This window comes from Bradyrhizobium sp. AZCC 2176 (assembly GCF_036924645.1).
GTDB lineage: Bacteria > Pseudomonadota > Alphaproteobacteria > Rhizobiales > Xanthobacteraceae > Bradyrhizobium.
On sequence record NZ_JAZHRX010000001.1, the window covers coordinates 2141503 to 2166593 of the forward strand.

Consider the following 25091-nt stretch of genomic DNA (forward strand, 5'->3'; position numbering starts at 1 on the left):
CATGAGATTGCAGCATCTCGTCACAACCGGAATTCTGGCTATCGCCGCAGCAGGAGCCGGCTATTACGGCTATTCCCACTTGCTTCGTCCGCCGCTGGTGACCACCAGCATTGCGGGCCTCGCGCCGGTTTCCGAAGCGGTTTACGGAACGGGCACCGTCGAGCCCGAGCGCTGGGCCAAGGTGGTGCCGCTGCAGCGCCGCCGGCTGGTCGAGCTTTGCCGGTGCGAGGGACAGGTGGTCAAGAGCGGTCAGATCCTCGCCCGCCAGGACGACGCCGAGGAGCGCAGCGCGCTGGATCAGATGGAAATCAATCGAGGCCAGCTCGAACGCGATCTGGCGCGCGCCGAGAAGGATCGCGACAAGAACGATGCCACGCGCACCGAGTACGAGCAGCGCTGGACCAAGCTTGAGGAAGCAAAATCGAAGATCGCCGCGCAGAAGGTGCGGCTGGACTCGCTGCTGCTGAGAGCGCCGCTCGACGGCATGGTACTGCGGCGCGACAGCGAGGTCGGCGAGATCGCCGGTCCCACCGATGTCCTGTTCTGGGTGGGACCGCCTGCTCCGATGCAGGTCGTTGCCGAAATCAACGAGGAGGAGATCAACCGCATCGCGGCCGGCCAGAAGGCTCTTCTGCGAAGCGAGGCTTTCCCCGGAAGGGCCCTGCGCGCCACGGTCGCCCAGATCACGCCCAAGGGCGATCCGACCCGAAAAACCTTCCGCGTCTATCTGCGGCTGCCGCAGGATACGCCGCTGCGGATTGGCATGTCAGTCGAGACCAATATCATCTTCCGCGAGAAGCAGGCGGCCGTCGTCGTACCGGCAGAGGCCGTCGCAGGCGAGTCGGTCCAGATGGTTGATGACGGCCGGGTCAGACGCGTGGCCGTGAAAGTCGGCATCCGCGGCAGCCGCAACATCGAGATCATCGGCGACGTATCCAAGGGCACCCCTGTGCTTTCGCCCGCACGCATCGATCTCGCTGACGGCGCCAGGATTCGCATCGACAACAGCCTGACCAGGGCTGTGGAACCGGCGGCAGCGAGTGAACCGACCGATCAGCCAGCCGCAACACCCGAAGCCACCGTGGTAGCCTCGGCCACCACAGCTCCATCGGATCCCGATGATGCGGTGATTTCGGCAGCCATGACCGCCCACATCGATTCCGTCGTCAATGACGCCCGTCGCAACATGATCAGCAACAGCCGGTAGCCGCCGTGAAGCTTCTGTTCAACATCGCATGGACTCACGTCAGCACCCGGGTGCGGCAAACCCTTGTGGGCATGGCCGGCGTGTCCATGGGGGTCGGCTTCACCATCATGATGGCGGGCCTGATGCAGGGTTCGCAGCTCGACTTCCTGCGGCAGCTCGTCGACACCATGCCGCATATCACGGTCGAGGACGAGCGGCGCTCCGTGCCGACGCAACCCGCAGAGCAGGAATATGCGGCGGTCCAGATGTCCGACATCGCCAATGTCGGCAAACGTCCCGGAATCAAATATTCGGAATCGGTGATGAGCTCGCTGCGCTCCTGGATACCCGGCGACGTGGCTCCCTCGGCGAAGACCACCGCGATCATCAATCACGGCGGCGCGCGCATCGGCATCACCCTGACCGGCATCGACCCCCGCCGTGAGGTTCAGGTCTCGAAACTCGCCACTCAAATGCGTGAGGGAAAGCTCGACGACCTTTCACGCGCGCCGAACGGCATCATCATGGGCGAGGCCCTGGCCGAAAAACTCGGCGTGAAAACCGGCCACACCGTCCTGCTGATCGGCGGCCAGGGCGTCCAACTGAATTCGACGGTCGCTGGGCTCTATCTCTCCGGCCTGAAGCGCGTCGATGAGAGCCAGATCTATTCGCTGATGGGGCCGGCGCAGGTCATGATGGGGCAAAGCGGGGTCGTCAACCAGCTCCGACTGCGGTTGAACGATCCCATGCTGGCGCAAAAGGTCGCCGCCCAGGTCGAAGCGCAGACCGGCTACAAGTCGGTATCCTGGCAGGAAGCCAATGCCGACTTGCTGTCGTCCTTTACCGTGCGCGATTTCATCGTGCTCACCGTGATGGGCGCGATGTTGCTGACATCGTCCTTTGCGACCTACAACATCATCTCGACGATCACGCACGAGAAGCGCCAGGACATCGCGATCATGAAATCGCTCGGCATGCGCGAGTATGCGGTGCGACGGATCTTCATCATCGAAGCCGCCATCATCGGCGTGGTCGGCATCCTGTTCGGGTGGATCCTCGGTTACCTGCTCTGCTACGGCTGGTCGAAGATCACGATCTTCAATCCGCTAACGGGCACGACCGTTCCGCTGCAGATCTATTACTCGCTGACGCACTATTTGATCGCCGGCGGCATATCTCTTGTTTGCTGCGCAGGGGCGGCCTACTTCCCGGCGCGCAAGGCAACCTGCGTGCATCCAGTTGAAATCATCCGGGGGGCATCATGACCGAGGTCGCTTTGCAGGCGGTTGAACTGGTTCGCCGCATCGAGGGCGCGGTGTCGCATACCCTCGTCAACGGCATTGACCTTGCGGTGAACAAGGGCGAATTCGTCGCCATCACCGGGCCGTCGGGATCGGGCAAATCGTCGCTGCTCTATCTCCTGGGCCTGCTCGATGCGCCCAGCGAAGGCGAAGTCATGATCTGCGGGCAGCCCACCTCGAAACTATCGGAGTCAGACCGGGCCGATGTCCGCCTCACCAAATGCGGCTTCGTGTTCCAGTTCCATTTCCTGCTGCCGGAGTTCACCTCGCTCGACAATGTGCTGCTGCCGATGCGCGCCGCGGGCAAGATGACTGAAGGCGAGATGCGCGAGCGCGGCCTTGCTCTCTTGGGCTCGCTCGGGCTTGGCGAGCACGCCAACAAGCGCCCCAACCAGCTCTCCGGCGGCCAGCGCCAGCGGGTCGCCATTGCGCGTGCGCTAGCCAACCGCCCCGAGATCATCGTCGCTGATGAGCCGACCGGCGCACTCGATACGGCATCGACGGAGCAGGTGTTTTCGATCCTTCGCGACATCGCGGACCAGGGCCAAACCGTGGTCGTGGTGACCCACGATCCAGCGCTCGCCGCCCGCGCCGACCGCCGCATCCATATCGTCGACGGCAAGATCGCGGAGGTTACGGGGCGGGGTGGAGGCGAGCTGGTTTGCGCGGCGGGAAGTTAATCAGGGGTGGCGGAGAGGGAGGGTTTCTGGGTTCCTCTCCGAGGAGCACCGTCAACCCTGATCCAATTCCCCGGTGAAGCGGTCTCGTCCCTTCCAATACGGGCATTGGGGACAAGACTCGCCCATCGGATAATCGATCCCTTCTTCGTGAGGACAGCCCATGATCCCATCCACCATCGCCACCGACCGCGCCGAATGCTGGCGCAGATACGCGGCGATCTCGACCAGAATGGTCTTGTCTGTCCGCACGTCGCCGGCTTCCGAAAACCACCGGTGCAACTTGGGCTCGGCTCCCTCACATGGAATCACAGACACGGCAACTTTCGAAGCGCGCTGGTTATCAGGACCATAGAAGGCGATCGTGCCGACGGGATAGCCGCGCATTCCTTGCTTGGCTTTCTTTCTGAGCCATTTGTCAGGCTGCGGTCCAATCTTCATTTTCGCTCCTTGCACTCATTGGCATGACAGCTTGGACGATTTCTTGGAAAGATGCAGCATGCTGGCGGGCCACGAAAAGATGGGCATTATGTCTTCCACGCCATAGCTACCTAACTCCACGCTGCCGCTCTTTCTGTTTGTCGCTCCGTTACAAACGGGCTTAACGATCATCCTACCAGAAGGTAGATTAAGATATGAGCAGCTTGTCTACCACCGCTGACGACATCCTGGCTTGTGCGCGTTCACTGATCGTCGCTGGCGGCTACAACGGTTTCAGTTATGCCGACATCGCTGATGTGGTCGGGATTCGCAAGGCGAGCATCCATCACCATTTCCCAGGCAAGGTCGATCTGGTCCGAACGCTGGTTGCGCGGTATCGGGAAGAAGCTGAAGCGGGGATGGCGAATCTCGAACGTCGGGTATCCGATCCGCTCGAACAGCCTCGGTTCTACGCTGGGTATTGGGAGGCCTGCATCGCGGATGCCAGCGCTCCGTTTTGTGTCTGCGCGCTGTTGGCAAGCCAGCTCCCCGTTCTGCCCGACGAAGTTGGCCTTGAGGTCCGGGCGCATTTCCGTTCCCTGTCAGCGTGGCTGACATCCGTGCTGGAGCGCGGCGCGCGGCACGGCCAACTTCAACTGATGAGTAGCCCTCGTGCCGAGGCTGAAGCGTTCATGGCGACGGTTCACGGTGCGATGCTTTCGGCGCGGGCCTATGGCGATCCGAAGATATTCGGCGCCGTGACAGGCCCGCTCTTGCTGCGACTCGCTGCGCGTCCCCTCCAGAGCGGGTCCTAGATCTCAAATAACCATCACCGTGGTCGCTCGGCGAAGTTCGTCGACAGACGTCTCTACCTACTAGTCGAAAGGAATATCGATCAAAATGACGGTTCACAGTTGCGATCTTTCTCGCGCCAGCCAGGAACAATGGCTCAAGCTCTATTACTTCGCTCGGACAGCGTTCTCGGCTGTCTGGGTGGCGGCTGCCTTTACGGTGGGACAGCATTCCTGGGTGATCGCGGCGGCTTTACTCGTGGCTTATCCTGCATGGGATGCCCTCGCCAATCTTGTCGACGCATCGCGCAGCGGAGGATTGGGACAGAATCGCACGCAGACCATCAACGTCGTCGTCAGTGCGGCGACAACGCTCGCGGTTGTTGTCGCGCTGGAGATCAGCATGAACTGGGTGCTCGCGGCATTCGGCGTATGGGCGATTCTGTCTGGCCTGCTTCAATTCTGCACCGCAGTCCGCCGTTGGAAGAGCTATGGCGCGCAGTGGGCGATGATCCTGAGCGGAGGGCAATCAGCGCTGGCAGGCACGTTTTTCATCGTGCAGGCGCGGATGCCGATGCCGCCATCCATCACCAACGTGGCTGGCTATGCCGCAGTAGGCGCCTTCTACTTCCTGGTTTCGGCGGTGTGGCTGAGCGTGAGCCAATTGCGGAAGGCTGCATAGAGGGTCGAGGACAAGGAGGTCCGCATCGTGTGGTCAAGAGCAGCCCGCTCCGAATCTTGGTGGCGATCTTTAGCTCAGGCGTGAAATCGGATACCCTGGGCGTGCCCAGTTTTGTTCCGAAGTGGCGGAGAGGGAGGGATTCTCAGCCACTCTCCGGATCATATCGAAAACTGCATAAATATCAGCGTTTTCCAGACAACCCGCCGGGATGTGTGTACCAAGAGTTTGTACCGAATCATCGTTCACAGCACAAGCGTGGGGACTAGTTCTATCGCAAGCCGACGCCGAGACCACGTGGTAGGTCCTCGCGCGCGTAGTGCCGGCATCGTTATGCTGAGACCGCCCGGCTCGAGATCGACGCTCTCACCGATCGGTGCCGCGCCGGCTGGGGCCCGGGATATCCGGACAAGATTGATCCGGAGGTTCCGCAGCGAACACTCCGGCGCGCCCGGTTCGGCGTCGACCTGCTCCGCTATCCGGACGACGACGAGTTCTACAGCCTTGGCATGGCCGCCGATCTGCATGTCGTGCGGACCACTGGGCGTTCCCGCGCGCTCGAGTTCTGCCCGGCCCTGACCATAGTGCGCAGCCGCTTTCTCGGCAAACGGCAGCACATCGAGACGCGCTACGAAATTCTCGATTGCCGTTAGGTTATGAGCGCGGCGTGCGGACTTCTCCGCGGCATAGTGCAACTCGCCGAGCGCGATGCCGGAGATGCAGAGCTGTTCAGCCAGCGCATTGAACTTTTCACGTAGCTCAAGCGGATAGTTCTGCTCGCCCTTGGGGGACCTGCGGAGGTAGCCGCAAGAAGTCTGAGCCGAGCGCAGCGCGGCCGCGAACGGCCATGCCGAACGGGTATCAGGCACCACAACATATGCCGCGCGAAGCCCGGCGCCGATGCATTTGGCTAGGCCGGCGACGTGCCAGGTAAGATCCGGTGCGATCGCCGCGAAAGGAGCGTGCCCGCCCGGCATTTCATCATTGTACAATTCGATTTGACATTATGAATGCTTCAATGTGGTACGACCGAAAAGGCGCTCGGGCGCTGCTGCAAGACGTGCGGCCCGCCCCACCAAAAACGCTCGATACGCAGGAGGAACACCACGATGATCGATCGACGTTCACTGTTGCTTGGCGGCGCGCTTGCTTCAATCGCGCGTCCGGCGCTCAGCCAGACGAAGTACCCCAACCGCACCGTCACGATGGTGTCTCCATTTGCTGCGGGAGGCCAATTGGAGCCAATCGGCCGTATCATCAGCAAGCACATGCAGTCAGTGCTCGGACAAGCTTTCGTCATTGAGAATAGGCCCGGCGCGGGCGGGACTATTGGCGCTCAGTATGTGACACGCTCGGCGCCGGACGGGAGCACTCTTTTGCTCGGAACGACAAGTACCTTCGTGATTGCTCCGTACATCTTCAAACCGCAGCCCTACGATCCCCTCGTCAGTCTAGCGCCGATCATCGCCTTAACCGAAAACGCCACCGTCTTGATCGCTAGCGAAAAGAGCGGGTTCAAAAGCCTCAAGGACCTTTTGGAAGCCGCCAAGCAGAAGCCCGCCAACGTGACCGTCGCCTCGGCAGGCAACGGAAGCTTCCCGCACGTGTTCTCCGAACTATTCTCCTCGCTCACCGACGTTAAGCTAACTCATATCCCGTACCGCGGCGGCGCGCCTGCGATGAACGACCTGATCGGTGGACAAGTCGACATCTTCTTCGAAGTCGTGCCGAGCGCGATCCCTCAGATCCAGTCCAAGCAGGCTTTTCCTCTTCTCGTCAGCGGCAACAAGCGCGTGCCGCTGCTTGCCGACGTGCCCACCGCAGCGGAAATGGGCTATCCGGATCTCAATCTCACGTCTTGGAATGGGCTTGCCGCACCTGCCGGTACGCCAGCGTCGGTTATAGAAATACTAAACAAAGAATCAAATGAAGCGCTTCGATCCGAAGAGATGACGGTTTACCTCGACCGTTTGGGAATTTCGGCGATTGGCGGATCTCCCAAGGACATGGCCGCGCGCATGGCGCAGGAATCCGCGATCTACAAGCGACTCATCGAGAGTAGAGGGATCACTGTCCAGTGACGAAGTCGCGCGGATCGCGACCATCGTGACAAGGCAGGCCGCGTTTCATTGCCTTCCAGAGACATGCCGAGCCGAAGAGCCGCACCGTCGGATAATCCGAGCCAGGCAGCAGTTACGGCCCAGCTGGTTGATTAGTGGGTCGTCTTGGATACTTCAAGAATAAGGCGGTCGGACCGGGGCAGGTCGAATCGGGGCTCGATGCCCAGCAGCGGCGCGATCCGCTCGATCACCTTGCCGCCGGTGGGCACCGCGTTCCAGCCCGAGGTGATGAAACCATGGGTTTCCGGCAGCGCCTGCGGCTCGTCCAGCATGATCAGGATCTGATATTTCGGATCGTCGCAGGGCATGATTGCGGTGAACGAGTTCAGAACGCGCTTTTTGGCATAGCGGCCGTTGATGACCTTCTCGGACGTGCCGGTCTTGCCCCCGATGTAGTAGCCCTTGACGTCCGCCTGGCGCGCCGACCCGACCTCCGCATTGAGCCGCATCAGATACCGCATCTTGTCGCTGGTCTCCGGCTTGATGACGCGCTTGGCCATCGCCGCCGCTTCGGATTCGCTGCGCTTCATGAATGTCGGCGGAATCAGATAGCCGCCGTTCATCAACGCGTTGATGCCCATCACCGCCTGGAGCGGCGCCACCGACAGGCCCTGGCCGAACGCGATGGTGACCGTGTTCAGCTCCCCCCAGCGTCGCGGCACCAGCGGCGCCGCGCTCTCCGGCAACTCGGTGCGCAGCCGCGTCAACTGGCCCATCTTGGCCAGGAACGCCTTGTGCGCCTCGACGCCCTGGCTGAGCGCGATCCGCGCCGCACCGATATTGGACGAATAGGTGAACACTTCCTTGGTGTTGATGAACCGTCCGAGCGAGTGGCTGTCGTGGATCGTGAACTTGCCGTAGTGCAGATTTCCCCGCGCATCCCACGACGAATTCAGGTTGATCTTGCCGGAATCGAGCGCCATTGCCAGCGTGAACGCCTTGAAGGTCGAGCCCATCTCGTAGAGGCCGGTGGTCAGGCGGTTGATGCGGTCGGGATCGTGCGCTTCCATCGGATTGTTGGGATCGAAGTCCGGCAAGGAGACCATCGCGACGATCTCGCCGGTCTTGACGTTGGAGACGATGCCGGAGGCGGCCTTGGCGTGAAACTTGTCCTTGGCCTTCAGCAGTTCGTCGCGCAGCGCATGCTCGACGCGCAGATCCACCGACAGCTCGATCGGCTTCTGCAGCCGGTCGGTGGCAAAGCCGGCGCGGTGGAGATCGGCAAGTCCTTGGTTGTCGAGCCACTTCTCCAGGCCGGCGATGCCCTGATTGTCGATGTTGACGAGACCGATGAGATGGGCGACCTCGTTGCCGGTCGGGTAGACGCGCTTGTTCTCGCGCAGGAAGCCGATGCCGGGAATACCGAGCCTGTGGATGTCCTGCTGCTGCTTCGCCGTAATCTCGCGCTTCAGCCACACGAAACCCTTGCGCGACGACAGGCGCTCGCGCACCTCGGCTCCGTCGAGATCGGGCACGGTCGCGGTCAGAAGCTCGATCGCCTCGTCCTTGTCGATGATGCGGCGCGGCTCGCCAAACATGCTGGCCGCCTTGACGTCGGTCGCGAGGATCGCGCCGTTGCGGTCGACGATATCGGGACGCGCGGTCGCAACCACTTCCTGCGAGGCGACGCGACGCGCGCTGTGCGCGTCGGCGCCGATCGCAAACATCACGAGCCGGCCGCCGATCAGGGCGTAGACCAAGGCAAAGACGAGCATCGCAAGGCCGACACGCGCCCGCGCCTTTGCGGCGCGATCGACGTTCCGCCCGTAGAGCAGACTGCGGATCAGCCGCTGCCGCCAGGGCTCGGTTGGCGTGGACTTGGCCGGCGTCGGAGCGCTCATTTCTTGTCCTCAGGTTGCGCCACGCTCGCGGCTTTGATGGGCTTGAGCCCCAATGGGCTCTGGCTTGCCAGGTCCGAACTTCCGCGGCGGACGCTCCGGCCCGTTCTTCAGCGGGTGACATTGCGCTCGGTTGACCGCTTTCAGCGACAGATGCCGCTCGGCAAGGCCTTGCAGGCGCAACGCCGCATCGAGCTTGGGCCATCGGGAGCGCAGCGATGCGATCGCATCGCGTTGCTCGCGGAATTCCGCGTGCAGCCGCAGCCCCTTCTCGGCGCGGGTGCTGGCGTCCATTTTGATCCAGCAGAGATACTCCGCCGAAGAGACTATCCCGCGATGACCAGGAATTGGATGATGCGCATGCGCTAACCAAATCGTATGGGAGCTGGGGTTCTCCCTCTCCCGGTCGGCGGCGCTTCCGGGCGTGGTCCGCACCGATCGGCACTCGGGCCGAGGTGGTGCTGCAAGGCCACGTACGCCGTCGTACCGCCGTGCTGAAGGCGGAAGGTCGGTGCTCGGACGATAGGGGTCGGCCGCTCCTACGTCTGCGGCGTCGCCGCGGCCGGAGAGCAAGGACCAAGCGGCATCCTTTAGAACTTCCGTACGGGGATTGGAGGCCTAGCATTGACCGGCTACGCAGCGTTCCCCGAGTTGGACCAAGCATGGGTCCTGATCGGCAGGCGGCGGGAGATCCAGAATTCTTTGTATCGGACTCACCGCTGTGGACCACCGCGAAGCATCGGCTAACAGGCTCGAATTTACAGAATTGCTGCACTGACTTTGAGGACAGTCTCTTTAGGCCCCGCTTGGAGATCATGACATCGAAAGCTTATTCAGCGTCTGATTGACGTGACGGATGTGCCGTTTGGAAGGCCGGATGAGCCGTTGCTGAAGACACGACACGATTGATTCGCGGGAAGTTGGAGAGCGATACGCCGAAGCGCTGGGCGGCGTAGACCTGCGGAATCAGGTAAACATCCGCGAGGCCGGGCGCTGGACCGAAGCAGTAATCTTTGCCGATAATCAGCGACTCGACCGCAGAGAAGCCTTCGCCGATCCAGCGCGCGATCCAGGCGCCAACCTCCTCCTCCGAGCGGCCAAAGTTCCGACGCAGGTGGTTTAGAGGGCCGATATTGTGCAGCGGATGGACGTCGCAGCCGATGATCGCCGCAACGGCTCTAACTCGGGCTCGCGCTACCGGATCCTGCGGCAAAAGCGGCGGATCTGGAAAGACCTCCTCCAGATATTCAATGATGGCAGGCGACTGGATCAGCACGCGTTCGCTGTCGAGCGCCAGACAGGGGACTCGTTGCTGCGGGTTAATCTGGCGATACGTCTCGGTCCGATGCTCTCCGCCGTTGCGCACGAGGTGGATTGGCACCTGCTCCGGTGCCAAGCCTTTGAGGGCCAGCACTATGCGAAGCCGGTAAGACGATGTCGAGCGCCAGTAGCCGTAGAGTTTCACCCGACAGCTTCCCGGATGACTGCTCGGCATTCGCCAAAACCGATAGTGACGAAACCCTCGCGCACCCCGCGGGCTCGCAGGATGATCTCGTCGCCATCCTCCAAAAATCGCCGCTCCTCTCCAGAGGCAAGGCGGATCGGTTGTTGGCCCCCGACGGTGGCCTCGACGAGGCTGCCGCAAGACTGCAGGTCTGGGCCCGATATCGTGCCAGTCCCTAGTAAGTCGCCTGGCTGCAGGTTGCAGCCGCCGCAGGTATGATGAGCGATCATCTGCGCAACCGTCCAATACATGTGGCGCGTGTTAGAAGCCGAGACCCGGTGGGGAGCCAAACCAGCCTTGCTCATCCCCGGCGTCAGCATCAGCACGTCAAGCTGGATGTCGAAGCCGCCTTCGCGCTGGTCCGTGTCATCGATAAGGTAGGCCAGTGGTCGCGGATCGCCCTTCGGCCTGGGAGGAAGAGCGATACGGAATGGCGCGAGCGCTTCGGGCGTGATGATCCAGGGCGAGATCGTCGTAGCAAAATTCTTGGCCAAAAAGGGTCCTAGCGGCTGGTACTCCCAAGCCTGAATGTCCCGGGCTGACCAATCGTTCAGGAGGCAGCATCCGGCAACGTGCGCGGCAGCCTCGCCGACCGGGATTGGTTCTCCGAGCGCGTTGCCGGGGCCGATCCAGACTCCAAGTTCAAGTTCGAAATCGAGCCGGCGAGAGGGACCGAACGCAGGCTCGGTCGCACCCGGCGCGTTGGATTGCCCATGCGGGCGGCGCACAGCGGTGCCGGACGGGCGGATTGACGAAGCGCGGCCGTGATAGCCGATTGGCAAGTGCTTATAGTTCGGCAAGAGCGGATTATCCGGGCGAAACTGCTTGCCGATGTTCTCCGCATGGCGGATGCCGACATAGAAGTCGGTGTAGTCGCCGATTGCGGCTGGCAATTGCAGTGTGCAGGCCGATGCTTCGTACAAGAGAGGCGCGATCGTCCCGCGTTCGGGCTGCCCTTCTGCGAGCAGCTCAGAGAGGCGGGCCCGCAAAGCTCGGCGCGCCCCACCCCCGAGCGCAAGGAGGCGGTTGAGCGACGTGCCCGCCGCAGCTTCAACTGCTGCTGCTGCTTCGCCGGACAGGAGGTTGGCTGCTAGCACGGCCGGCAGGTCGAGGATGGCCTCGCCAATCGCGATGCCCGCTCGCGGAGTCTCCCCTCGCGGCGAAAATACGCCGAGCGGCAAGTTCTGGATCGGGAAGTCCCGATGCCCGTTGGCGGTGGGCACCCAAGAGCGCAGGCCCGCATCGTGGGTGCGGTCGAGTTCCGTCATCAACGGGCCTCCGACAGCCGCGGATCGAACTTTCTTTTGAGCTTGCGACCATACTCGCCGTACTGCTTCTGCAAAGCCTGGTGCTCGGCCGCAAAGCGGCTGACCTTCTGTGGAAAGCGCGTCTCAAACATGAAGGCGAGCGTACCCTCAAGCTTGTGGGGCTTGAGCTCAGCATCAGAGGCCTTCTCGAAGGTATCCGCATCTGGGCCGTGCGGCAGCAAAGTGTTGTGAAGGGAGGCTCCCCCGGGCTGGAAACCACCTTCAGTCTTGGCGTCATAGACCCCGTAGACCAATCCCATGAATTCACTCATGACGTTGAGATGGTACCAAGGCGGCCTGAAGGTGTTCTCCGCTACGAGCCAGCGGTCAGAGAAGATCACGAAGTCGACATTAGCGGTGCCGGGTGTTTCGGAGGCTGAGGTGAGCACCGTGAAAATCGACGGATCGGCATGGTCAAATAGAATAGGCCCGACCGGAGAGAACTTGCGTAAATCGTACTTGTAGGGTGCGTAGTTGCCATGCCAAGCGACCACATCGAGAGGTGAGTGGTCGATCGCCGTCGCCCAGATGTTGCCGCCCCACTTTACCAGCAGGGTACCGGGCTCATCGCGATCCTCGTAAGCGGCCACCGGTGTGAGAAAGTCGCGCTGATTGGCGAGGCAATTAGCTCCGATCGGCCCGCGCTCTGGTAAGGTGAACGCTCCACCGTAATTCTCGCAGATGTACCCCCGGGCGGGGCCACCTTGCAGGTCAACTGCAAACTTTACTCCCCGCGGTATCACACAGATCTCGCCGGGTTCGACTTCGATGATGCCGAATTCAGTGCGGAAGAGGAGCCGCCCCTCCTGCGGCACAATCAGCATCTCGCCATCGGCATTGTAGAAGTATTCGTCTGGCATCGAGCGGTTGACAAAATAGAGGTGTGCGCCCATGCCCGCTTGTGCGCCCGCGTCTCCCGCCGTCGTCATCGTGCGAATGCCCTCGACGAAGGAGAGCGGCATGGATGGCATCGGGACAGGATCCCAGCGCAAAGGCGCAATCGGAGTCTCCGCCTCCTGGGCGGGCGCTGTACGCCACAGACCAATCTCCGCCTTTTTGAACGCGCCCCAGTGCATGACGGTTGGACGAATTCGGTAAAGCCAGGAGCGCTCGTTCACAGTGCGCGGCGCGGTAAAGGCCGAGCCCGAAAGTTGCTCGGCATAAAGGCCGTAGGGACATTTTTGCGGCGAGTTGCGGCCAATCGGAAGCGCGCCGGGGAGCGCCTCGGTCTCGAAGCCGTTGCCAAAGCCGGACATGTAGCCGGGCGTGATACCCGAGCCACTCGCAAGCTTTCCATGGGCGGATGGCGTCTGTGCGTTCATGTTGGCTACCCTTCCTGTTGATGTCTGCGAACGGCCGCGTTCGCGAAAGGTGTGACAGCGATCAATGTTGCACCAAGGATCAGGAGCACCGCTGCGAACAGAAGGCCCGCCGCAAAGTTTCCTGTGAGATCGCGCAATACTCCAATGACATATGGACTGACGATCGATCCCATGATTCCGGCCATGGTGATCAGCGCCAAACCCGCGGGTTTTGCCGCAGCACTTAGGTGGCTCGCGGGGATGGCCCAAAACACGCCCAGAGCTCCGTAAGCGCCTGCCGTGGTCAGGATCAGCCCAAGGAAGCGGAAGATCGGATCCGAACCAAATCCCGCCATCAGCCATCCTAGCGCTGCGAACAGCATTGGCAGAACCGTGTACATGCGCCGGGTGCCGGCGCGGTCGGACATGCGGCTGAGCCAGAGCATGACGAAGCACGCGCATACGGCAGGAATGCTGGCTAGAAGAGTGGCTGCCGTCGGCGTCCAACCACTTGAAACGTCCTTTACGATCTGTGGAAGCCATGTCGAGATTGCGTTAAGGGACGTGACGAGACAGAAGTAGATCAGGGCAAGCGTCGCAATCACGGGTCTCCAGAGCGCCTGGACAACCGCGCGGGTGCTCTTGTCGCCGCCTGTTCTGGAGCCTCCCTCCTCATCCGAGATCGCTCGCTCCAGAACCTCGGCCTCGCGTTGGGTGAGCCAGGATGCCTTGGAAGGCCTATCGCTGAGCACGAACCAAGCCGTCACCCCCAGGATGACCGAGGGCGCGCCCTCGATGATGAACAACCATTGCCAACCCTTGAGGCCGGCGGTGCCGTCGAGCTGCAAGATCAGCCCCGAGATCAGCGAGCCGGTAGCAATCGTGAAGGGCTGCCCCACGAGGAACAGGGCGGTCGCACGTGCCCGTCGATGCGCCGGCACCCAATAAGTCAGATAGAGAAGCACGCCAGGCATGAGCCCCGCCTCGGCGATGCCGACGATAAAGCGCAGTGCGTAGAGACTATGAGGGCCGACTGCGAGACACGTCAGGCAAGCAGCGATGCCCCACGTCACCATGATTCTCGGGATCCAGATCCGCGCGCCGTACTTTGCCAAAGCCAGATTGCTGGGCAGCTCGAAAGCGACGTAGCCGATATAGAAAAGCGAGTTTGCCATTCCGAACTGGCTGGCAGTCAGGCCGAGATCGCGGTTCATCGTCAGCGCAGCGAAACCGATATTGATTCGATCGATAAAGCCGACAACGAAAACAATGAACAGGAAAAATATCAGCCTGCGATCAACCTTGCGCAGTATGGTCTCGATCTCGTCATCAGGGGGAGCCCAACTAGCCAAACTTGAATCGCGATATGCGTGGTTCATCGCCGTCGTCATGCAATTCCTCCCAATCGTTTTTCAATTCGTTAGTTGTTTTGGCATTGCCTTTCTCGACGACTTCCCAGGGCAGCCGTTTCGCACGCGGGCCGGCAATCTGTCGAAGGGCAAGGACTCCCTATCCGCCACAATCGCTCGTAGGAGGTCCTGACCGCGAGGGCACATTCGGCTCCTAAGGAAATCGCAAACGCAATCTCAGCACTGCTTTGGCCTACGGCGCCTGACGGCATACCGGATGCGACGTACCGCGCCGCCGTTACCTCTGCTCCTGAAGGTGTGTCATCGCTCAATCGGAGCCCGAACCGGAGGATCGCCCAGCGGATTCGGCGGCGCCGGCCGGGGCGCCTTGGCGAAGGGCGGCTGTTGGAGACGCATGAGATGCCAGGGACTGGGCATCTCTCCGACAGAAACCTCGATGACACTCGGGCCTCCCGCCGCGAAGGCCGATCTGAGGAGCGCTGTGAGACGGCCAGGCGATTCAGCTCGCTCGTATGGAATCGAGAAAGCCTTAGCGAGAACCGAAAAGTCGGGATTGCACAGATCGACGCCGAACTCGGCCCCAAACAGATCCTTTTGCATCGTCCTGACGTTTCCGAAATGACCATCGTTGAAGATCACGGCGGCAACGTTCAAGTTGTATTTCCGGGCCGTTGCCAATTCCTGCATGTTCCAACCGAAGCCCCCATCGCCGTTGAGGCTGATGACGGGTCGGCCCGGATTTCCGACCGCCACGCCGAGCGCCGTCGGGTAACCGAATCCCAGCGTCCCCTGGTAGCCCGGTGTGATGAAGGTGTTGGGTCCGTAGACCGGGAAATGAAAGCGCCCGAGATAGCCAACTTGAGTCAGATCATTCACAAAGAAACCGTCGTCCGGAAGCGCCTCTCGGAGCGCATGCAGCCATGAGGCCTGCGGCTGAATGAGGTTTGCTTGTTCATCGGACCAGGCGCGGACCCGGCCAAGGTCAGCCGCGATCACTGAGGGACGCCGCGCGACTGCAGCAGCGAGCGCCTTCAGTCCGAGGGCCGCATCAGCCACAATAGCCACATCGGCGCGGCGGGGCGGCTTCCAGGCAGAGCGATCGAGGTTGATGTAGATATACCGCGCTCGATCTGATGGCCAGGCGGGCTTTCCAACCTGCGTGTCGACGAAACGGCTTCCGACCACGACGACCACGTCGGCATGAGGAAATACGGCGCGTCCGCCAAGTGCGTTCAGCGCAAGCGAATGCCGGTCTGAGACCGCACCCCGACCGTTTTCACCCATAACGATCGGCGCATCGAGGCGTTCGGCCAATTCGGCCAGCGGTCCGGAAGCCTTCGCCGCCAATGCGCCGCCGCCAACGTAGATAACGGGAAAAGATGCCTCGTTGAGTAGCTGCGCGGCTTTCTCTATCGCGAGTGTTTCGGGCTCGTCGAAGCTAGATACCAGCGGAGTGTCAACGAGCGGGATGTCATCCTCCACGTTGAGCAGGTCCTGCGCAACCTCGAACGCGACTGGCCGAGGTTGGCCGGAGGAGGCTTGCTGCAACGCTTCATGAAGAACAGCTGGGATTTCGACCGTCGCGCTGGGGCGCCCCTGCCACTTTGTTACCTTTGCCAAGATTTCGGTTTGGCCATTGACCTCATGCAGCAGCCCAACCCCCTTGCCGCGCCCTCCAAAGTTGATGTCACCCGCTATGCAAACGACTCGTGAATTGCAGGCGTACGCTGTCGCGAGGCCCGCCATAGCATTGAGGACACCCGGACCAGGAACGACCATGCACGCACCGATGCGCCCGGTGGACCGAGCATAGCCGTCGGCCATGTAAGACGTCGCCTGTTCGTGACGTGGGACAATGACGCGGATATTGTCGCGGCATTGCCTCAGGCCCTCAAAGGCCCAATCCAGCTGAATACCTGGGATGGCAAAAACATCCCTGACGCCCTCAAGCGCGAGCTGTCTTGCAAGGGCCGTCCCACCAGTCTGTCTCATTCCACACCCTTCGTTGGCTCGCGCTTTGACAAGGAGGTACTAATGCGGTTGACGTACAATGTCAAATATAATTCATAATAATCAAATCACACGCGAGGCCGGCAAACTTGCCAACCCTTGCGAGGCCGTAGGGCAGACTTCCACACTGGGCCGCGTTCTTGCCGATAGTGGATCGAGAGCGGCGAGTAACCGCGCCTCGCCTACCAGATCACTAATTAAACAATGTGATAAGCTATTTGATTAGATACTAGTTGCTATTGTGAGCTTTTGTGGAGGCAGCGATGACGGCTCAGAACCGATTTTGCCGGGATTCATTATTCCGCGCGGATCGAGCGCACTTTTGATGAGGTGCATTGCGTCGAGTGCCGCCTCGCCGTGCTCTTCCAAGAGATATGGCAGCTTCGCGATACCGATCCCCTGTTCGCCACTTACCGTGCCTCCGTACGCGATGGCCCGGTGGTTCAAGCGCTCGATCATCGCGCGGACCGCTTCCCTCTGGCTCGGCAACTCCGGGTCGACGAGGTAGGCAACGTGAAAGTTGCCGTCGCCGACATGACCAAGGATCTTGCCATCGATCCCGGAAGCTTCGATCTCTGACTGCGCGGCCGCGATGTTATCCGCCAAACGCGAAATCGGGACGCAAACATCCGTGCGCCAGACTTCTGCACCCGGCTTCCAAGCACTCGTTGCATAGAGCGACTCATGCCGAGCCTGCCAAAGCCTGCTCCGTTCGGCAGGGTCTCGCGACCAAGCAAAGTCGAGTGCCCCGCACGTCGCCGCGATCTCGCCGAATGCGCGCGCCTGCTGATCCACATGATCAGGCGCACCGACGAACTCAACGAACAGGGTGGGCGCCACCGGTAATCCAAGCTTCGAGTAGCTGTTCGCCATCCTGATGGACAGCGAATCCATAAATTCAATGCGCGCGACATCGAGCCCCATGTGCATCGCGTCGACCACTGAAGCGATTGCACCCGCGGTCGCTCCAAACGGGCAAGCTCCAACACACACCGCTTCCGGGATCGGGTGCAGGCGAACGGTAAGTTCCGTGAAGATGCCGAGTGTGCCCTCCGATCCGACGAAGAGCCTGACCAAATCGTAGCCACTTGAAGATTTCCGCGCGCGCGACCCCACTCGTGTCACCCGCCCGCCGGCCAATACAACGCGGGCGGCGGTCACGGTTTCGCGCATCGTGCCATAGCGCACCGCATTGGTGCCGGACGCGCGCGTCGAAGCCATCCCGCCGATGGTAGCGTCCGCACCAGGATCGATTGCGAAGAACAGGCCCTTGTCGCGCAGATGCTGATTGAGTTGCTTGCGCGTCACGCCAGGCTGCACCACCGCATCAAAGTCGTCCTCATTCACAGCCAAGACCTGGTTCATGCGCGTCAGGTTCAAAGCTATTCCGCCTCGGACGGCCAGGATGTGCCCTTCAAGCGAGCTCTGATTGCCGTGCGCGACGATCGGCACGCCGAACTCGTGGCAAGCCTCAAGCACCCGGCAGACGTCGTCCTCGCTCTCAGCGAACACGACTGCATCCGGTAGAGCGGGCGGCAGTCGGGACCAATCTTTGCCGTGTTGTTCGCGCACCGAGCCGCCGGTGGCTAAGCGCTCCCCGAGAGATGCCCGCAGGCGTTCGAGACATGAGGTCAAGCCTGTATTGTGAAGTGTCATGCTTTTGATAACCTTGCTCGAGGCCGTCGTGATCGATTCAGCGGTCAGAACGGCGCGGGTTGACGCGGATACAGCGGTTCTAGCCGGTCATGCGCAGTCGCAGAGCGCACTTTCGCAATCTTCAGCATTAAAGATCTTTAGCCGCATGCGTTTAGGGCCCTACAGCGGCAAGCCAGGTGGCGTCTGGACCCCATGCACCGCTTTGTACTGGAGAAAGCTCTCGATGCCATAGCGACCATTCTCGCGCCCGAAACCGGACCAGCCGCAGCCACCAAAGGGCGTGGCGTAGTTTTGCGGGGCGCCGTTGATCGAAACTTGCCCAGTCCTCAGACGTCTAGCGACTTCAACACCGCGTTCCCGGTTCGAAGTCCAAATTCCGCCCGAGAGTCCGAACCTCGTCGCGTTGGCGAGTTCGACTGCCTCGTCGAGACTGCTGTAGTGCAGCAGGCTGAGGACAGGCCCGAACGCCTCCTCTCGCACGACCTCCATGCCGGCCGTCAAATCTGTTAGAACAGTCGGGTACATGTAGTAGCCGCGCGTGAGCCCCTCCGGTGCACCAGGGCCGCCGATGATCGCGCGAGCTCCCTGCGAAAGCGCTTCCGTAATCATTCGCCGGACGCGATCGCGCCCCGCTCCGCTTGCCAGTGGCCCGATACGGGTTTCCGGCGCGAGAGGATGTCCCATGACCCAATCTGCACCCAACGATTGACAGAGAGCCTCGATTTCAGTTCTGGCCTCCATCGGTACGATCAGACGGGTCTGGGCAACACAGACCTGCCCACTGTTGCTGAAACAGGACCGCAGCACGCCAGCTACTGCCGCTTCGAGGTCGGCGTCGTCCAGTATGACGGCTGCAGATTTGCCACCAAGTTCGAGCTTGACCTGCTTGATATGCTCCCCCGCCAAGGCGGCTACTTTACGTCCGGCCCTCACAGAGCCCGTGAAGCTCACGAGATCGATCTCGGGATGCTCCACCAGAGCGCGGCCAGTCTCGCCGTCTCCGAAAACCACATTCACGACCCCGGCCGGAACACCAACCTCATCGAGCACTTCCACAAGGGCCCGTGCTGTCGACGGGGCTAGCTCGCTCGGCTTCACGATGACAGTGCATCCCGCGGCGATAGCTGCGCCGACCTTTGCGATTATCTGATGCAGCGGCGCATTCCATGGCGTGATAGCGGCTATTACGCCGACTGGTTCGCGCCATACGACTGAGCTCGCGGCGTTCTCCTCGAACGCAATCGCCTGAAGCGCCTCCACCATCGCAGCAAGGTTCCGGATCGGCATCGGGACCTGAAATTGCCTGCCGAACCACAACGGGCTTCCAATCTCACGTGCAAGGGTCTCGGCGAAAAGCTCGGTTCGGGCTTCGAGCCTCTGGGCAATGTGAAGAAGCAATGCAGCCCTGTTCTCCAGACTGGAGCCGCGCCAGACGGCAAGTGCACGCCGCGCAGAGCTGACTGCTGCGTCCACTTCAGCCGGCGACGCGCAGCTCACCTCAGTCAGGATCTGCTCTGTGCTGGGATCGATGACCGGGAGCATGCGGCTGGAGGTCCCACGGTGCCAGCCCCCATCTATCCAATGCGCATCGACAGGTCTCACGGGCGCACCTCGTCCGGAGCATTGAAGCGTGCGAACAGGGCCGGCAATGCGCAGCGCAAGGTCGTGACGAACGTCGACAGACGCATCGAGTGCCTTGCCCCTTGCACCTGCCCGAGCAGCACCTCGAGCTTGTTCGGCTCGCGTGTGCCCGGCAACAAGCGCTGGAATTCAGAAGGGTGACGGAGACCAGGGGCCATGTTCCGAGCGGCCGAGTCCAGCATGCTCATGCAGGTCTCAAGACCAATTGAGCTGACGTACACGTCTGCCCCAACCCGGAACGCCCTAGCGACCGCTCGGCCCATGGTACCCTCCTCGTTCATCGAATGCGGTTCTGTGGATCGCTACTATGATCCGAGGATTTTGTCAAATTTGATTATACTATTACAAATAATGCGGTTTGCTATGCGCTTTGACCGCGCGAAGTGTTAAATGTTGTGCCAGAGGGTGGGACGAGGTGAACATGAAGACGGTCGAGAAGGAACAGCGCCATATCCAATCGATCGAGGTCGGCTTTCGTCTGATCGGGGTTCTTGAGGCGGCGCGGGCCAAGCTTCCTCTGAAGACAATTGCCGAGCGTGCCGGCATGCCGGCCAGCAAGGCTCACCTTTACATGGTGAGCTTTCTACGGCTCGGCCTGGTGGCGCAGGATCCTGCCACAATGCGCTACGGCCTTGGGCCTTATGCCGTTCAACTCGGCCTTGCGGGATTGCGGCAACTGGATGTTGTCGATCTCGCCCGAGGGCCAATGGAGGAGTTGCAGCAAAGCGTCGGACTGTCGGTCCACTTATCCATCTGGGGAAACATGGGACCGACGATAGTCGCGAAGTCCGATGGTGAACTCGACGTCCCGATGATTATCAAGGTCGGCCATGTACTTCCGTTGCTCACGTCGGCTACGGGACGGGTCTTCCTGTCACTGCTGCCCGCAGCGTCGTTGGCGCCGATACTTCACCGTGTTCCCACGCCCTCGGCGGCGGCCCGCGCGGTGATCGAAGAGGCAAAGCGAGAGATGGGTCGTAACGGCGTGACCACGTCGGACAGCCGCGTGCACGAGGGATTTGCCGCCGTCTCTGGCCCCATATTCGACCATTCCGGCGCTCTCGCCGCGAGCATGACGCTCATTGGGCAACGCTCGCACGTGCCGCTCGACGGGCGCGGCTCAATTGTCGAGAAGCTGAAGGCCGCCTGCGACCTAGTTACGCGCGCGATGGGGCGGGAAGCCGCTGCTTCCGATGCCTTACAGGAGGACCCTGGTCCCAGACGGACGGCTAGATCGACGCGCGCCTGACTCTGACAAATGGGCACCATCCAAGTGCTGCACTGTCACTTCAGCCGCCTGCAGCGCGAGCCGTCATTTGACATTGACTAATTGAATTCGTTAATATACGACGGCTTTCCAGCCGCTATCAGGTGCGCATGACGCTCCAGTAAGGACGCATCCGGCAGGCCTCGCGAAGCGCGCGGGCGCTCGGATCACCGAGCACCCCATCATGTCGTTCGTGAACGCGCACGGTCGCGCCAATTAATTGGGAGAATGCGATGAAGCAGCAAAGAATCACTGTTATCGGCGCCGGCATCGGCGGGCTGGCCGCCTCATGTGCGCTCTTGCAGAGAGGGTTCGATGTCGAGGTTTACGAGCAAGCAGAGGTTCTCGGCGAGGTCGGCGCAGGGGTGCAGATCTCGGCGAACGGCGCAAAGGCGCTAATAGATCTGGGACTGCGCGACAAGATCAGCGCGGTCGCTTGCGAAGCCTCTTCGAAAGCCGTTCGCATTTGGAATACCGGAAAGGAGTGGAAGCTGTTCGACCTTGGCGTCGACTCGATAGAAAGATTTGGCGCTCCGTATTGGAGCCTCCATCGCGCAGACCTGCACGGCGTTCTCCTCGATGCAGTCCGTGCAAGGAAAGCCGACGCCATTCACACGGGAAAGAAGTGCGTCGAAATCAAGAGCGAACCGGGCAAGGTCCATGTTCGCTTTGCTGATGGTTCGTCCGCAACTTGCGATGCGCTGGTCGGCGCTGACGGTGTCCATTCGCAGATTCGACAATCGCTATTAGGCCCCTCCAAGGCACAGTTCACTGGCCTTATGGCTTGGCGCGGAACCATACCTATGGAGCGCTTGTCAAAAGAACTTCGAAGACCGATTGGCCTTAACTGGATCGGTCCTGGAGCGCATGTCATCACATACCCGATCCGAAGCGGAGAGCTTCTAAACTTTGTTGGCATCGTCGAGCGACCGGAATGGCAGGTTGAATCATGGTCGACGCGCGGCACAAAAGAGGAATGTGCGGCAGATTTCGAAGGCTGGCACCCGCTCGTTCTAGAAATTATCAGCCAATTGGGCACTCCATACAAATGGGCACTTTGTGGTCGCGAACCGCTGCAGCAATATGCCTATGGGAACATCTGCTTGATTGGGGATGCGGCGCATCCGACTCTTCCATTCCTTGCTCAGGGCGCTGTAATGGCCCTTGAAGATGCCATAGTGCTTGGCCGGTGCTTCGTGAAATACCCCTCGCCCGAGCACGCATTTAAAAGATTTGAAGAACTCCGCGTTGAGCGCACATCTTCCATGGTCCGCGGAGCATCGGAAAATGCTTCGCGCTTCCATAGCGCCGATCTGGCGGATCCCAAATTGGCAGAGAATTACGTTGCAAGAGAGTGGCAGCCGGAACGCGTGAAGAAGCGTTATGATTGGCTCTTCGAATACGATGTAAACACAGTCACCGTTTAGTGCTCGGCATGAGCGCAGCCCCCTTCCAAGGGGGGTCGAGTCGCCTCGACCAAAGCAATGTCAACAAAGAAGCCCCAGAATCAGAAATATGTACCGTCCCTCGTGACGCTCACAGGGCTGGTTGGCGAAGAGCTTGCCTTCAGCAACGCACAGCGTTTGACCTGCAAAGTCTACATGAGCAGCGCCTCATCCTCAAAAATTGCCAGACCATGTTCTGATCAAGAAGCTGCACCAAAACACCTGAGCCTTCCGACGCGCCCGATCGCCGGCACGGGATCAGCCGTCGTCCGGATGATCGAGGGATGGCTATCGATGCGAGCCAAGTCATGCAGCGATGGCATTTCCGTTCGTAACGAATTCGTCATCAAAGACTTCGGGCTGGCTCGACTGCTCGTCGCGAAAGCTAAATCGACAGCACCGGACAGATCTCGCCTCTCATAGCCACAGTCGGTCCGTTCGGTTGGCGATGAACCTTAAATCGTGAACGCGATTACACGATTTCATGTCCTTCAAGCGCTCGATCGCGTCGTCGCGATCCTTGATCTGCGTTTCGTACTCGTCCTTGAGCGATTGCTCGGAGAGCTGCTTTTCAAGCTGCACCTGCTTGATCCCGTTCTTCAGCTCATCGCGCTCCTTTTCAATGGCGCCAACCGCTTCGGTCTGCTCCTTGAGAGAAGAGCAAGATATGCCCGCCGCAATCCTGTGGTCTTGAATTCACAGAAAAATTTGAGCCGTTCGCACGCTCGGCCATTTCGCCACCTATCGGAGTCAATCGACTGATCAGCGCTGCCTGCGTAGTCAAGACTGCCGTAACCGCCCCGGTCGGGCCCGGCTTCCAGCAATGCATGCTGTCGCCCGATCGGAGCGAGCCGCGGGCGACGACCGTCTCCTTTTCGGCCCCGTCCGACAATCGCCATTTAGGAAAGGTCGTCAGCCTCGGAAATTCAAGGCAATTGTGCCGCTCCAGATCGCGCGGCCGGGCCGGCTTTCCGTGGCGCTCGAGGTAGCTGGGTGATGCGCATACAATGCGCTGATGGTCGCCCAGCTTGCGCGCGACGAGCCGGTTGTCGCTCAGGGTGCCGATACGTACGGCGGCGTCGAAGCCATCTCCGACCAGATCCAGAAATCGCTCGCTGTAGTCCACCTCGACGTGGACGGCGGGATATCGGGACAGAAACTCCGGAAGCAGCGGCGCGAGCCACATGCGTCCCATGGCCGCCGGAAACGCGAGACGTAGCCTGCCGTGTCTCTCAGTAGCGCCGGGGGATGCCTCCGTTTCCACTTCCCTGATCAGGTCGCCCGCGGCTTGGAGCTTCTCGCACAAACGTCGTCCCGCCTCCGTTATCCGGACCTGACGGGTCGTGCGTTCGACGAGACGCACTCCAAGACGCGCCTCCATCGCCTGTATCCGCTTCGAAACGGTCGTCGGATGACGCTGCAGCGCACGGCCCGCCAGGATGAACGAACCGGTGTCCACCACCGCGAGCAATGCCGCGAGCTCCTCTGCGTGAGCCCTCTGCGATTGGTTCACCGATTATCCGGCCGCCGAATGGTCAGAGCCCATCCTTATGAGTGAAAAAACCTGAAGAGTGCAAGAGCCAGTGGACCTCTCCAAAATGGTAGCAGATATTCCGGCAGAAGCGGCAGCCGTTCCACTGTCCAAGAGCGAATGTCCAATTGCCTCCGCCGTAGCGGTTGAGGCGCCGCCCCTAATCTCGTCGAGGTTTCCACATTTCCCCGCTCGCTCCACGCACGCAGAAGGCGACGATTGCTTTGGCTTGGCGCTGACGCTCAACAGTAGTGAGACTGTCCCGGGCCAGAGGACCTACGAGACCTTCGAATAGCGATCCGACGATGCATGCGGCGGAGGCTTCCACGTCCTGATCGGGGAATTCTCCGTCACGAATTCCCTGCCCGATAATTCCCTCGAACACCCGCGCAAGTTTCCTCCGATATTTGAGGCGCGCCGACTCGATTTCCGGCTCAACCGGCTCGGCAACGAGTGCATGTGCGAGTTTGCGGCCCAGGAGCGCGCGGCTCGCGAAGACCCACGCGGAGGCCGAAAGGCGTTCAGAGGCCGTACCATCCTGCTCGGCGACCGTCGCGACGGCATCCACCTCACGCTGGGCCACGTTGGCGACGACCTCGACCATGAGTTCGGCCTTCGACGGGAAATTGCGGTAGAGCGTGCCCAGCGCAACGCCGGCGGTCTCGGCGACCGCATTCATCTGGGTGTCCCGGAATCCGACGGCGGTGACCAACACCCGAGCCGCACGCAGAATGGATGCGCGTTTGTCCGGAGACGGAGTTCTGGTCCGTACCCTGCGCGCCGCCTTGCTTGCACCTGACATGTCGCTGATCCGGTAGGGTTTCGGGCTGGGCTCAAGATAGACTGTCTTTGCCGTCCGAATGCAAGTCTGGTTCTAGCTGAAGCGACGCGCGACGGCATAGGCGGCGCGAGACGTGTGCGTTGCGCTGCTTTTCCCGCGATTTTGGCTGTACCACCGCCCCCGGATTCTGCTTGACAAACTAGAATTAGAATTCTAATTTCATGTTCGGAAATTTGATTGACTTGCCTGCTTCAAGCTGTCGGCAG

Annotated in this window: 22 protein-coding genes and 3 pseudogenes; 9 read left to right on the forward strand and 16 right to left on the reverse strand. The window is 60.9% G+C overall.

Annotated elements, in window-relative coordinates; all coding sequences use genetic code 11:
* Nucleotide 1: 1 nt before the first annotated feature.
* The 3 genes from V1288_RS09810 to V1288_RS09820 are packed head-to-tail and all read left to right on the forward strand — an operon-like array spanning nucleotide 2 to nucleotide 3167.
* Nucleotides 2-1207, forward strand: a complete 1206-nt coding sequence (locus V1288_RS09810; protein WP_334356843.1) for an efflux RND transporter periplasmic adaptor subunit — start codon at nucleotides 2-4, stop codon at nucleotides 1205-1207.
* A 5-nt stretch (nucleotides 1208-1212) separates the two neighbouring features.
* A complete protein-coding gene (locus tag V1288_RS09815) occupies nucleotides 1213-2451 on the forward strand; it encodes an ABC transporter permease (protein WP_334356844.1) in 1239 nt (412 codons plus the stop codon).
* Entirely contained in the window at nucleotides 2448-3167 is a 720-nt protein-coding gene (locus V1288_RS09820) for an ABC transporter ATP-binding protein (protein ID WP_334356845.1), read from the forward strand. Before V1288_RS09815 ends, V1288_RS09820 begins: the two co-directional genes overlap by 4 nt.
* A 51-nt stretch (nucleotides 3168-3218) precedes the next feature.
* On the opposite strand, the gene V1288_RS09825 is transcribed toward V1288_RS09820, so the two are convergent.
* Entirely contained in the window at nucleotides 3219-3605 is a 387-nt protein-coding gene (locus V1288_RS09825) for a hypothetical protein (RefSeq protein WP_334356846.1), read from the reverse strand.
* A 194-nt stretch (nucleotides 3606-3799) separates the two neighbouring features.
* Between V1288_RS09825 and V1288_RS09830 the strand changes: the two genes are divergently transcribed.
* Together V1288_RS09830 and V1288_RS09835 are read left to right on the forward strand one after the other, a co-directional pair.
* The gene (locus V1288_RS09830; protein WP_334356847.1) at nucleotides 3800-4399 is read left to right on the forward strand and encodes a TetR/AcrR family transcriptional regulator; all 600 of its coding nucleotides are present in this window, start codon (nucleotides 3800-3802) and stop codon (nucleotides 4397-4399) included.
* A gap of 85 nt (nucleotides 4400-4484) precedes the next feature.
* Nucleotides 4485-5057 carry a DUF308 domain-containing protein gene (locus tag V1288_RS09835; protein WP_334356848.1) on the forward strand — a complete coding sequence of 191 codons (573 nt, stop codon included), beginning with the start codon at nucleotides 4485-4487 and terminating at the stop codon, nucleotides 5055-5057.
* Nucleotides 5058-5536: 479 nt separating this feature from the next.
* On the opposite strand, the pseudogene V1288_RS09840 reads toward V1288_RS09835, so the two are convergent.
* Nucleotides 5537-5884, reverse strand: a pseudogene (locus V1288_RS09840) (PIN domain-containing protein); the annotation flags it as partial.
* Nucleotides 5873-6022 (reverse strand): annotated as a pseudogene (locus V1288_RS09845) (PLP-dependent aminotransferase family protein); the annotation flags it as partial. The pseudogenes V1288_RS09845 and V1288_RS09840, both read right to left, overlap by 12 nt.
* 141 nt (nucleotides 6023-6163) lie before the next feature.
* Here V1288_RS09845 and V1288_RS09850 point away from each other — a divergent pair.
* Nucleotides 6164-7135, forward strand: coding sequence for a Bug family tripartite tricarboxylate transporter substrate binding protein (locus V1288_RS09850; protein WP_334356849.1), 972 nt, complete (start codon nucleotides 6164-6166; stop codon nucleotides 7133-7135).
* A 131-nt stretch (nucleotides 7136-7266) separates the two neighbouring features.
* On the opposite strand, the gene V1288_RS09855 is transcribed toward V1288_RS09850, so the two are convergent.
* The 10 genes from V1288_RS09855 to V1288_RS09900 all read right to left on the reverse strand — a co-directional run bounded on the left by V1288_RS09855 (nucleotide 7267) and on the right by V1288_RS09900 (nucleotide 19989).
* Nucleotides 7267-9015 (reverse strand): peptidoglycan D,D-transpeptidase FtsI family protein, encoded by a 1749-nt coding sequence (locus tag V1288_RS09855; protein ID WP_334356850.1) that lies wholly within the window; start codon nucleotides 9013-9015, stop codon nucleotides 7267-7269.
* 9 nt (nucleotides 9016-9024) lie between these two features.
* Complete coding sequence (locus V1288_RS09860) at nucleotides 9025-9306, reverse strand: hypothetical protein (protein ID WP_334356851.1); 282 nt, start codon at nucleotides 9304-9306, stop codon at nucleotides 9025-9027.
* 535 nt (nucleotides 9307-9841) lie between these two features.
* Nucleotides 9842-10477, reverse strand: coding sequence for a maleylacetoacetate isomerase (maiA, locus tag V1288_RS09865; RefSeq protein WP_334356852.1), 636 nt, complete (start codon nucleotides 10475-10477; stop codon nucleotides 9842-9844).
* A complete protein-coding gene (fahA, locus tag V1288_RS09870; RefSeq protein WP_334356853.1) occupies nucleotides 10474-11784 on the reverse strand; it encodes a fumarylacetoacetase in 1311 nt (436 codons plus the stop codon). Before fahA ends, maiA begins: the two co-directional genes overlap by 4 nt.
* Nucleotides 11784-13079, reverse strand: coding sequence for a homogentisate 1,2-dioxygenase (gene hmgA / locus V1288_RS09875; RefSeq protein ID WP_442894019.1), 1296 nt, complete (start codon nucleotides 13077-13079; stop codon nucleotides 11784-11786). Before hmgA ends, fahA begins: the two co-directional genes overlap by 1 nt.
* A gap of 71 nt (nucleotides 13080-13150) precedes the next feature.
* Entirely contained in the window at nucleotides 13151-14515 is a 1365-nt protein-coding gene (locus tag V1288_RS09880; protein ID WP_334356855.1) for an MFS transporter, read from the reverse strand.
* A 279-nt stretch (nucleotides 14516-14794) separates the two neighbouring features.
* Nucleotides 14795-16486 (reverse strand): thiamine pyrophosphate-dependent enzyme, encoded by a 1692-nt coding sequence (locus V1288_RS09885; RefSeq protein WP_334356856.1) that lies wholly within the window; start codon nucleotides 16484-16486, stop codon nucleotides 14795-14797.
* Between the two features lie 240 nt (nucleotides 16487-16726).
* Nucleotides 16727-18160 (reverse strand): FAD-binding oxidoreductase, encoded by a 1434-nt coding sequence (locus V1288_RS09890; protein ID WP_334356857.1) that lies wholly within the window; start codon nucleotides 18158-18160, stop codon nucleotides 16727-16729.
* 159 nt (nucleotides 18161-18319) lie between these two features.
* Complete coding sequence (locus V1288_RS09895; protein ID WP_334356858.1) at nucleotides 18320-19762, reverse strand: aldehyde dehydrogenase family protein; 1443 nt, start codon at nucleotides 19760-19762, stop codon at nucleotides 18320-18322.
* Complete coding sequence (locus tag V1288_RS09900) at nucleotides 19759-19989, reverse strand: hypothetical protein (protein ID WP_334356859.1); 231 nt, start codon at nucleotides 19987-19989, stop codon at nucleotides 19759-19761. The genes V1288_RS09895 and V1288_RS09900 overlap by 4 nt, the downstream gene beginning before the upstream one ends.
* A gap of 233 nt (nucleotides 19990-20222) precedes the next feature.
* On the opposite strand from V1288_RS09900, the gene V1288_RS09905 reads away from it, so the two are divergent.
* The 3 genes from V1288_RS09905 to V1288_RS09915 all read left to right on the forward strand — a co-directional run bounded on the left by V1288_RS09905 (nucleotide 20223) and on the right by V1288_RS09915 (nucleotide 22936).
* Nucleotides 20223-21050 carry an IclR family transcriptional regulator gene (locus V1288_RS09905; RefSeq protein ID WP_334356860.1) on the forward strand — a complete coding sequence of 276 codons (828 nt, stop codon included), beginning with the start codon at nucleotides 20223-20225 and terminating at the stop codon, nucleotides 21048-21050.
* Nucleotides 21051-21301: 251 nt separating this feature from the next.
* A complete protein-coding gene (locus V1288_RS09910) occupies nucleotides 21302-22495 on the forward strand; it encodes an FAD-dependent monooxygenase (protein ID WP_334356861.1) in 1194 nt (397 codons plus the stop codon).
* A gap of 57 nt (nucleotides 22496-22552) precedes the next feature.
* On the forward strand, nucleotides 22553-22936 hold the full coding sequence (locus V1288_RS09915) for a hypothetical protein (RefSeq protein WP_334356862.1): 384 nt from the start codon (nucleotides 22553-22555) through the stop codon (nucleotides 22934-22936).
* Nucleotides 22937-22990: 54 nt separating this feature from the next.
* Here V1288_RS09915 and V1288_RS09920 read toward each other — a convergent pair.
* The 3 genes and pseudogenes from V1288_RS09920 to V1288_RS09930 all read right to left on the reverse strand — a co-directional run.
* Nucleotides 22991-23155, reverse strand: a pseudogene (locus V1288_RS09920) (DUF2130 domain-containing protein); the annotation flags it as partial.
* Nucleotides 23133-24026 (reverse strand): LysR family transcriptional regulator, encoded by an 894-nt coding sequence (locus tag V1288_RS09925; protein ID WP_334356863.1) that lies wholly within the window; start codon nucleotides 24024-24026, stop codon nucleotides 23133-23135. The gene V1288_RS09925 and the pseudogene V1288_RS09920, both read right to left, overlap by 23 nt.
* Before the next feature lie 178 nt (nucleotides 24027-24204).
* A complete protein-coding gene (locus V1288_RS09930) occupies nucleotides 24205-24846 on the reverse strand; it encodes a TetR/AcrR family transcriptional regulator (RefSeq protein WP_334356864.1) in 642 nt (213 codons plus the stop codon).
* Nucleotides 24847-25091: the final 245 nt, after the last annotated feature.

Bases quoted from the DNA above. Each gene is read 5' to 3' on its own strand.
- V1288_RS09885 (WP_334356856.1), bottom strand. From the start codon at position 16,486: ATGAGACAGACTGGTGGGACGGCCCTTGCAAGACAGCTCGCGCTTGAG.
- V1288_RS09890 (WP_334356857.1), bottom strand. From the start codon at position 18,160: ATGACACTTCACAATACAGGCTTGACCTCATGTCTCGAACGCCTGCGG.
- V1288_RS09860 (WP_334356851.1), bottom strand. From the start codon at position 9,306: ATGGACGCCAGCACCCGCGCCGAGAAGGGGCTGCGGCTGCACGCGGAA.
- V1288_RS09855 (WP_334356850.1), bottom strand. From the start codon at position 9,015: ATGAGCGCTCCGACGCCGGCCAAGTCCACGCCAACCGAGCCCTGGCGG.
- fahA (WP_334356853.1), bottom strand. From the start codon at position 11,784: ATGACGGAACTCGACCGCACCCACGATGCGGGCCTGCGCTCTTGGGTG.
- V1288_RS09810 (WP_334356843.1), top strand. From the start codon at position 2: ATGAGATTGCAGCATCTCGTCACAACCGGAATTCTGGCTATCGCCGCA.
- V1288_RS09910 (WP_334356861.1), top strand. From the start codon at position 21,302: ATGAAGCAGCAAAGAATCACTGTTATCGGCGCCGGCATCGGCGGGCTG.
- V1288_RS09825 (WP_334356846.1), bottom strand. From the start codon at position 3,605: ATGAAGATTGGACCGCAGCCTGACAAATGGCTCAGAAAGAAAGCCAAG.
- V1288_RS09830 (WP_334356847.1), top strand. From the start codon at position 3,800: ATGAGCAGCTTGTCTACCACCGCTGACGACATCCTGGCTTGTGCGCGT.
- V1288_RS09850 (WP_334356849.1), top strand. From the start codon at position 6,164: ATGATCGATCGACGTTCACTGTTGCTTGGCGGCGCGCTTGCTTCAATC.
- V1288_RS09905 (WP_334356860.1), top strand. From the start codon at position 20,223: ATGAAGACGGTCGAGAAGGAACAGCGCCATATCCAATCGATCGAGGTC.
- V1288_RS09820 (WP_334356845.1), top strand. From the start codon at position 2,448: ATGACCGAGGTCGCTTTGCAGGCGGTTGAACTGGTTCGCCGCATCGAG.
- V1288_RS09835 (WP_334356848.1), top strand. From the start codon at position 4,485: ATGACGGTTCACAGTTGCGATCTTTCTCGCGCCAGCCAGGAACAATGG.
- hmgA (WP_442894019.1), bottom strand. From the start codon at position 13,079: ATGTCCGGCTTTGGCAACGGCTTCGAGACCGAGGCGCTCCCCGGCGCG.
- V1288_RS09930 (WP_334356864.1), bottom strand. From the start codon at position 24,846: ATGTCAGGTGCAAGCAAGGCGGCGCGCAGGGTACGGACCAGAACTCCG.
- V1288_RS09880 (WP_334356855.1), bottom strand. From the start codon at position 14,515: ATGACGACGGCGATGAACCACGCATATCGCGATTCAAGTTTGGCTAGT.
- V1288_RS09915 (WP_334356862.1), top strand. From the start codon at position 22,553: ATGTCAACAAAGAAGCCCCAGAATCAGAAATATGTACCGTCCCTCGTG.
- V1288_RS09900 (WP_334356859.1), bottom strand. From the start codon at position 19,989: ATGAGCATGCTGGACTCGGCCGCTCGGAACATGGCCCCTGGTCTCCGT.